The organism is Sporosarcina contaminans (assembly GCF_042679045.1).
Lineage (GTDB): Bacteria > Bacillota > Bacilli > Bacillales_A > Planococcaceae > Sporosarcina > Sporosarcina contaminans.
Map to the genome: position 1 here is coordinate 1 of NZ_JBHTLT010000080.1, position 4,770 is coordinate 4,770.

1 protein-coding gene, 1 other RNA gene and 2 pseudogenes are annotated in these 4,770 nt (G+C 40.4%); 2 read left to right on the forward strand and 2 right to left on the reverse strand.

Features of this window, described 5'->3' with window-relative positions:
* Positions 1–299: 299 nt before the first annotated feature.
* Positions 300–1,765: pseudogene (locus ACFQ38_RS11600) on the reverse strand (serine hydrolase).
* 565 nt (positions 1,766–2,330) lie between these two features.
* On the opposite strand from ACFQ38_RS11600, the pseudogene ACFQ38_RS11605 reads away from it, so the two are divergent.
* Positions 2,331–3,256 (forward strand): annotated as a pseudogene (locus ACFQ38_RS11605) (NAD(P)/FAD-dependent oxidoreductase); the annotation flags it as partial.
* A gap of 51 nt (positions 3,257–3,307) precedes the next feature.
* On the forward strand, positions 3,308–4,081 hold the full coding sequence (locus ACFQ38_RS11610) for an SDR family NAD(P)-dependent oxidoreductase (RefSeq protein WP_381481029.1): 774 nt from the start codon (positions 3,308–3,310) through the stop codon (positions 4,079–4,081).
* Positions 4,082–4,658: 577 nt separating this feature from the next.
* On the opposite strand, the gene ssrA is transcribed toward ACFQ38_RS11610, so the two are convergent.
* Positions 4,659–4,770: a transfer-messenger RNA gene (gene ssrA, locus ACFQ38_RS11615) on the reverse strand; the annotation flags it as partial.

Sequence of the window (4,770 nt, forward strand, 5' to 3'; positions counted from 1 at the left end):
CGAATGCTAAGTTGTTGTTTGTTTTGCCAGTTATTATTAACTGCCGTTTCTGACGGAGACGAGCCCTCCGACGCGCAGCTCAAGCTCAGACCACCCCTGTCGAATTCGTAACGTCCCATCCTAAACCACCATTAGTTCACTTAATAAGAAGATCGAAAAGGATGATGGGGTATTGTCGTCCGCCTAAAAATGCCGCCCGAACAGGACTACGGGCGGCGTTTATGTGTTCGGATAGTGATAGGAGGAATGCGCCCCACCTCACTGGGCATGACTAAACGTTAGGTCCTTCTTTTATGCCATCAAGTCGAAGGAGGTAAGTCGTAGTTCAGCGGACGGCTATATCGGCCAGAGTATACAAGCCATACAAGGCTTGCTGTTAATAGTGTTACCGAAATGAGGGCAGTAAGAATACTATAGGTTTCCCAAACAAGTATGAACGACCACTCAAGGGCAAAGCCTGTTATACTAAGAGCCGCTGTAACTATTATTAAAATGATGGATGCAATTTTTCTTTTTTTGGTGATTGGCTGCTTTTTATTTAATTTCCGCCTTCGGACTCCCAAAACAAAAAATAAAACGGTTAACAAGCAACAAATAATGGTGGCCATTGACATAAGAATATCCAAAAGCTGTGCGCTGCTTATTTCATAGGTTTGCGACAAATTGCCGTCTACTATATCTTTGATTTTTAGTACCATGCTGCTATTGATATTTGCGCCGTTAGCCAATAAGCAGATGGCTGTTCGTTCATTGGGGAATAGGACCAGGTGGGTTCTGAAGCTTGGGTTTTCTCCTGGGTGCTCGATAATTGTTTGATCAGTGTTTACCATCCAGCCTGCTGCATAATACATAGAGTCAACAGCCCGAACTGATCTATCCCCCTGATGTGACTTTTGAATAGTAGTGTGAAATATGTCAGGTATATCTTTCACAATTCCCATCTGAATACCCATCCAGCGCGCCATATCTTTTGTAGAAGAGATGATATAGCCTGCGGGTTTATTTCCGGAAAAATCCGGCGCGTTATACGGGGTTGTTTAAAAAAAGAAGAACGATAACCTTGTGCCAGCTGTCCAGTAGCCATGGCATCCTCTTTATAGACGAATGTCTGGTTAAGGCCCAACGGCTGAAATACCTGTTCACTCATAAAGCTTTCGTAGCTTTGACCCGATACTTGCTCGATCACGAGACCTAACACATCATAATTAATGGTTCCATACGTATATTGTTTGCCAGGAGGAAAGGATAAATCAGCATCCACCAGCACTTCCACCGTCTTTTGCAGCATATCGGGCGTATTGCCTTGAGGGATAAGCTGGGAATGTTTATTAGTGGTCAGACCGCTTGTATGATGAAGAAAATGATTAAGAGTAAGGCTCTGCATATCAACAGGTTTTCCTTGATAGTTTAGCGTAAGCCAAGGTAAATAGTCGTGAATTGAGTCGGTCATAGATAAACGTCCTTGCTCCTCCAGCAACAGTATGCCTATGCCGGTAAAGGCTTTACTGACCGAGGCCAGCTCGTATAATGTGTTTTCACTTGCGGGTATTCCTTTTTCTAGGTCCGAATAACCGGAGGATAAATAGTATTCTTTCTCATCGGCCAGAATTGCGACTGACAAGCCCGGCACACCGGATATACGAGAAGCATCGTCCAGCAGCGCCTGTATAGCCTCAGCCTGCGCATCTGACATCGCATAACTTCTTTGCGAGAGTCCTAAAAACAATAGAAGTACCGTTATCATAGAAACAAGTGTTTTTTTCATAAGATCTCCCTTTTTTAAATAATACAAGGATAATTGATATTGTGTTTTCGTTTTATCTCTCTAACAACGTTTAATACAATTCCTAATGGTTGATTATCTATAAATGCGATAAATCTTTATTAACCATCCTTTTTTAAATCTTTCCGGAAGTCATCGTTACATCTAAATAATGATTTTATCAAAAGCAACCTCCATACCACCCTGTTTTCCATAAATGTATCCTCTTTCAGCTATTATACCGAAGAGGAGAATAATCCATTGGTAACTGAAGATAATAATAGATAGTGAATGCTTAGATTTTTGAGGATTGTATTTTACACTAAATAGTTAGACATTAAACTACATGTTTAATATTACTTGAAGATGGGCGTATATTGTTCAATGGAAAACGTAGCGGAAGTTTTCTTCCAATATATTTCAACAATAATTTGGTTTTATTGCTGAAGTAAGGATCAGGTTAATGTAACTAATCAAGCAAAGGGGAATAGCAAATCCCAGCACAGAATAATGCATCAGACCCTACTGAAGATATAGTACCTTCAAATCAATAAAAACTATATATTCAAAGGTCGAATCTTTTTCAGTCGATAAAAAAGAGGTAAAGGTTTCTGATGGTTCAATTTTACATGATGCACTCGTAGTGGCATTAGGTAGTAAAACTGCTTACTTTGGTATACCAGGACTCGAAGAAAATAGCATGGTGTTGAAATCAGTAGATGACGCTAATAGAATCTACAATCATATTGTAGCCAAAATCAATGAATACGCAAAATCAAAAAATGAAACCGATGCAACGATCGTCATCGGTGGTGGCGATTTAACCGGTATCGAATTAGTCGGGGAAATTGTTGACAATATGCCAAAAATCGCAAAAGATATGGGTCGATCCAAAAGAATTGAACATCAAACTTGTTGAAGCCGGTCCAAAAGTATTGCCCGTATTACCAGATCATTTAATCGAGCGTACAACTACAAGCCTAGAAGCACGCGGAGTAGAATTCTTATTAGGTTTACCTGTAACAAATGTGAGTGTCAATGAAATTTCGTTGAAAGATGGCCGTACAATTGTAGCAAATACGTTTGTATGGACGGGCGGTGTCACAGGTAATCCATTGGTTGGTGAATCAGAACTTGCAGTAGATCGTGGCCGTGCAACGATTAATGAGTTTCTTCAATCAAGCTCATTCGTTGTAGGTGATAGTGCTGTTACCTTCCCTGCTGAAGGTGGCCGTCCGTACGCCCTACTGCACAAAACGCTTGGCAAATGGGTGAGCTTGTAGGATATTATATGCTTATTTACAGAGTAAAACCTTAGAAGCATTTGAACAAACAAACTCCGGTACATTGGCAAGCCTTGGCCGTAAAGATGGAGTGGCTGCCATCGGAGGTAACAATATAGCACTGAAAGGTCTACCTACTTCTTTAATGAAAGAAGCTAGTAATGTACGTTATTTAACGCATATCAATGGATTATTTAGTTTCGCTTATTAATGAGATAAATGGGTCAATCAAATATATTTTTAGAAAAAAGGAGAGTTTTTCATGGTAGGAATTATGGAAGGTAAAGCAGGATTAGTCACAGCGTCGGGGTCAGGAATCGGTAGAGCAGCTGCAGTCGCATTAGCAAAAGCAGGAGCAAAAGTAATGGTTTCTGACGTAAGTGAACAAGCAGGAGAAGAAACTGTACAAATCATCAAAAACAATGGCGGCGAAGCAGCCTTTTTCAAATGTGATGTAAGTGATGAGGAGCAAGTAATCGCACTTGTAAATAAAACAGTTGAAACATATGGCAAGCTAGACTTTGCACATAACAATGCGGGTATCAACAAAGGTCTTAAACCAATTGGAGAAATGGATTCTAAAGATTGGGATATCACACTAAAAGTAAATCTGTATGGTACTTTTTACTGCATCAAGCACCAAGTGCATGCAATGTTGAAAACAGGCGGCGGTGCAATTGTCAATACGGCATCAGGTGCTGGTATTGAAGGTTCACCGAATATGGCTCCCTATACGGCATCTAAACATGCTATCGCTGGTTTAACTAAATCAGTTGCATTGGAATACGGTCAACAAGGCATTACCATTAATTCCATTGCTCCTGGTGCAACCATTACACCTGCAATTGAAAGTTGGTCAAAATCAAACCCAGAACAATACCAAGGCGTTCTCTCATCACTTCCAGCTGGAAGAATGTCTACCGCAGAAGATCAAGCAAACGCTGTTGTATTTCTATGCTCAGACCTTGCAAAATCAATTAGCGGTGTAACACTTCCAGTTGATGGCGGTTATACTGCTGGTAAAATGCAACAATAAGTTACGCAGATTTTAAAAGTTTTTATAATCGAGTAGGGGGTTACTAACCCCCTACCTCTCCACCACCGTACGTACTGTTCGGTATACGCCGGTTCAATTAAGATAGTTGACGCAAAGTTTCAAAACGCGGTAGTAAACTTTTGAACCCTCGGGAACTCCAATAAGAGTTCCCGAGGGTTCCATGCAGTACAGGACTTTTTGATAACAACTAAACATTCGATATTACAAATAACCACTGGGCGATTTTTTGTCATTATCCATTGTGTCATACAGCCCTTCTTCTGGTTTTGCAGTTATGTTAATGATGTCCTGATAAATGTTTCTAATTGTATTGTTTCTCCAATCAACCAGTAGACCTAAAGTTATTATAATCACTGGTATCACTTCCTTCAAAGAACAGATGACTTATTACATAGAGTATATTCTGCACATTGTCAATCTACAGTCGGTAGAATACTCAATACACTTCACGCTTATTATGGGATCAGTAACGAATAAACGGTTTGGCAAAAAAAGAAGTACAAATCCTCCATACAGAGAATTTGTACTTCTAATCTTTGTTGCTTTCCATTAGATCTTATGGAGACGGCGGGAGTCGAACCCGCGTCCAAAGGCTCCAATACTTCAGCGTCTACGCGTGTAGATTGACTACTTAGATTCGCGCGCACGTTTGCCGTCAATCAAGGCGA